The 4,307-nt window shown below is 44.1% G+C and carries 3 protein-coding genes; 2 read left to right on the plus strand and 1 reads right to left on the minus strand.

All coding sequences use genetic code 11. The annotated features are described in order from the left end of the window. Nucleotides 1-141 precede the first annotated feature (141 nt). Complete coding sequence (locus QUA56_RS36190) at nt 142-1,365, minus strand: transposase (RefSeq protein ID WP_333368752.1); 1,224 nt, start codon at nt 1,363-1,365, stop codon at nt 142-144. A 174-nt stretch (nt 1,366-1,539) separates the two neighbouring features. On the opposite strand from QUA56_RS36190, the gene QUA56_RS36195 reads away from it, so the two are divergent. Continuing rightward, nucleotides 1,540-2,940: an AAA family ATPase gene (locus tag QUA56_RS36195; RefSeq protein WP_333368755.1), complete on the plus strand. Its 1,401-nt coding sequence runs from the start codon at nt 1,540-1,542 to the stop codon at nt 2,938-2,940. A gap of 450 nt (nt 2,941-3,390) precedes the next feature. After that, a partial coding sequence (locus QUA56_RS36200; RefSeq protein ID WP_333368758.1) for a transposase occupies nt 3,391-4,307 on the plus strand: 917 nt, incomplete at its 3' end.

The raw sequence follows: 4,307 nt of genomic DNA on the forward strand, positions 1-4,307 counted from the left end.
ATTATGAAATGGAACCGAAAGATCAAAAACAAAGGTAACTTAATTAATGCAGTTTAGATGTCGAACAGCTTATCAATCCAACTGATAACTGGGAGAGTTTTTGATGGGTGCATAAGTCCTAACTATTTGACACTCCTCGGCCTAAAGGCACAAGGATTCTTTCGTCACGGGGAGCGCAACCGCTTTACCCTCAGAAAGCATCTTGACCGTATGTCCTACGGCTGCAAGTCCTCGAATCAGAACTACTTGAGCGGCTGCAACATCTCTGTCCGTTGTATAGCCGCAATCCAGGCACGAGTGGATTCTTTCAGATAATTCTTTCTTCGCAGTCTCAACTACTAGGCAATTAGGGCATATCTGGCTAGTCTTTTTGCTATCCACTTTGAGAAAGAACACACCACGCTTGCGACAACACTGCTCTAGTACCTGAAAGAACTGACCCCACCCAGCGTCTAAGCAGTGCTTCCCAAGGAAGCCACGAGCTAGACCTTTGAGGTTCAAATCCTCCACAAATATCATCCCTGCCCAATCACAGAGATTGTGTGCCAAAATCCAATAGTAGTTCTTTCTCGTGTTAGCTATCCGCTCGTGCAAATGACTGACTTTGACTTGTGCTTTCTTGCGGTTGTTTGACCCTTTAACCTTTCTCGATACCCTCTGTTGCAGCAATTTAAGCTTTCGTTCGAGCTTCTTGAAAGGACGTGGATTGGGGAACAATTTACCATTAGAAACCGCCGCAAAATGACTAATTCCTACATCAATTCCAATCGCTTCACCATGAGGCATTGCCTCTGGGACACCAACAGCCCATTGCAGTGCGAGCATGACATAGAAGCCACTAGAGCGTCTGACAATCCGCACTTGCTTCAAGCTGGCTCCCTCTGGAATTTCCCTCGACTGGCGGAACTTAACCCAGCCAATCACAGGTAGCTTGATGGCTCCATCCAAAACGCCGTCTATTGCTACCTGAGGGAACACAAAAGAGCGCATCGTTCCGGCTTTCTTAAAGCGCGGGAATCCATGATTCTGTTCCCACATACTGACAAAAGCCTGCTCCAAGCGCCTCAGCGTTTGCTGTAGTACTTGGGATTGAACTCTTTGCAGCTTGGGGTTGCTTTTTCTATGCGCGGTTAATGCCTTACACTGACTGGCATAGGTAGGGCGCTTAACGTCTGCCGGAATGATGTATTCCGAATGAAGTGAGCAAGCGTTAATTTGACAGCTACGAGACTTAAACCAATCTTTGCGCTCTGCTAACGCATAGTTATACACACGACGACATTGTTCCAACCAATCCTCAAAAATGGTTATCTGTGCAGACGTGGGTTTAAGCTTGAATTCGTATGTCAGACTAAACACTTGCATCACCTCCTTGTTCCCATTATATCGTCTTTTATAAAACGGGGGGACGTTTCTTAAATCGTGACAGCATACAGAAAAGCCGTCCTAGAAGGACGGGGCTTTTCCATCAATTAATTATTGTATAAATATCAGCTACCGCTGATGAGTGTTTTAAAAATAGTAGAACAAACCTACTCTATGATTCAAACACTCGTAAAACCAAAAAATTTCCAATTAACTTCTCAACAAAACAATGCCCTCCAACTCCTCGAACAATTTGTAGCAAGTTCTAAACGGGTATTCGGGCTATTTGGATATGCAGGTACGGGAAAATCAACCCTTGTCAACCTGGTAGCAGAACAATTAGTCAGCGCCGGAAAGAGAGTCGCTTTCACCGCTCCCACCAATAAAGCTGTAGGCGTATTGCGACGGATGGCTGCTGAAAAAGGACTGAGAGGAGTAGACTTTATGACCATCCACCAGCTATTGGGATTAGCTCCAGTCAAACAGGGGCAAAACAAAATCCTCAAACAAGTTTCTCCTTCTTTCCTTCACCTGTACGACACCATTTTTCTCGATGAGTGCAGTATGGTTACAGCAGAACTGTGGAATATTATTCAAGAAAGAATTGCTAGCGCTTTACTCATCGGCAGCAATCGGCAGCTTATTGTTATGGGCGACCCCGCACAATTGCCTCCTGTTAATAAGGGCGAAATAGAAGAGAAAAAATCTCAATCCTTCAGCGTGCCTGAAAAAGCCGTTTTAACAGAGGTCGTCAGGCAAGGTGCGGGCAGCCCCCTGCTAGAATTCGTAACAGCTTGCCGCACGGCTGTCAAGAGCAAAGAGGCGTTCAAACCCTTCTCCAAATTCAGCCTTGATAAAAAAAACGGAGCCTTCTTAGTCAGAGAAAAAACGCTGCTGAAATACGCCTTAAAAAAGTTCTCTTCTACTTTCCCTCAAGACCCTGATTGCTTTCGCATCCTCTGCTACACTAACGAGCGCGTCGCCTACTGGAATAGCAAAATCAGAGCCAAAATCTACGGAAAAAATGCTCCCAGATTTATTATTGGAGAGAGGTTGATTGCTAAAGCTCCCGTTATTGCTCCCGACGGCAAAACCGTCATCCTGCCCACATCAGCAGAAGTGGAAATTGCCGAATTTCAAGAGGATAGGTACTCTGGCTATAAAGCCTGGAATCTCCAGGTTAAAACCGATGCAGGCGACCGACGCCAAATCTATATCCTCCACGAAAATGACGCTCGCCGATTCCAACAGAACAATGCTAGGCTGCTGCAAAATGCTAAAAGCAATCCGAGCTTATGGAAGGCATGGTACGACCATTGTGAAATCTTTGCAGATATGAGAAATTGTTGGGCAATTACTGTACACAATTCTCAAGGCTCTACTTTCACGGAGGTGGGAATTGATAGCAGTGATATCGGCAGGAAAGTCGCTACTAAATTGCTGTACCTCGCTAGGGTTTGTCCCAGTCAAAAAGCTCAATTTCTCAAAGAGTACCGCGACAGTATTCGAGCGCACAATCAGCTTATGTACGTGAGTTGTAGTCGTGCGAAGCAGCGGGTTTTTGTTACTAAGTAAGCCTAGTTTATATTGGCTGAATGGCACTTTTAGAGTTTAAGGGCGATGCCTGCGGACTTCGACGGTTCCGGCTGAGCGCAAACCGTCGAACGCTAGCTACTCCTACTTGCTTGCAGTCTGACCAGACGATCGCCCTTGAAATGTGCTACTTTTTTAATCGTACTCAAGGGCGATTACAGTAATGTTTATATAAAGATAGCATCGGGTACAATAACAATACGGGACTAAAAGCTGAGAAAATTGTTAGGTTGCGATCGCACTCTTTATCTCACCAAAAAAGTTGCACCAACTTAAAACAGTGCCACACAGACGGAAGTAGTGTCAAAGTTGCCCAGAGGATGGTATTGTAAAACTTCGTTGAGTTTATAAGCAATTATAAACAATAATGGTATCATATCGCTATGAGTGTTGGACAAGAAATACGCATAGCCCAAAGAACGGAAGTCTCAAATGCAGCTAACAGAGAGGCACATCATTAAATCCACGGAACACCGTTTCGCCCAAATTGACGAACTAGCTTTCAAGTCCAAAAACCTCTACAATGCCGCCAATTACGTTATTCGTCAGAGTTTTATTTATGGGTGGGGCTATGTTAATTACAACGAAACGAACCGCTTGATGAAGTCTCATGAAGCCTACAAGGCTTTGCCTGCTAAAGTAAGTCAGCAAATCTTAATGGTGCTAGACAAGAATTGGAAATCGTTTTTTGAAGCCGTAAAAGCTTACAAAGCTGACTCTTCAAGATTCACGGGTCGCCCAAAATTGCCAAAGTACAAAGATAAGACTAAAGGGCGAAACCTTCTCGTCTACACGATTCAAGCGATTAGTAGTAAACAGTTAAAGAAAGGAATTATCAAACTTTCCGGCACTGAACTTTCAATTAAAACCCAACTCAATCCCAACCAGATTTGTCAAGTTAGACTGGTTCCGAAATGTGATTCCTATGTAATTGAGGTAATTTATGATGCTTGTACTGAGCGTAGTCGAAGTGAACCGGAGTCCACCCTTGGCAACGCTAATTCTGTAGCTAGTATTGATTTAGGACTGGATAATTTAGTGGCGTTAACTTCAAATCAACCGGGATTTATCCCTTTGTTGATTAACGGGCGACCATTGAAATCGATCAACCAGTTCTATAACAAGCGCAAAGCGCGATTACAATCCCAATTGAAAGGGAACCGCAAAACTTCACCTCGGATTCAGCGCTTAACTCGTTGTCGCCATCAAAAAGTTGATAATTACTTGCATCATGCTAGTCGCCTGATTGTTGCGATTTTAAATACAAAACAAATTGGGACGCTAGTAATTGGCAAGAACGCGCAGTGGAAAACAGAAATCGAGTTAGGGAAGCAAACCAATCAAAACTT

Origin of the sequence: Microcoleus sp. N3A4, from assembly GCF_036701805.1 — a bacterium.
Classification (GTDB): domain Bacteria; phylum Cyanobacteriota; class Cyanobacteriia; order Cyanobacteriales; family Microcoleaceae; genus Microcoleus.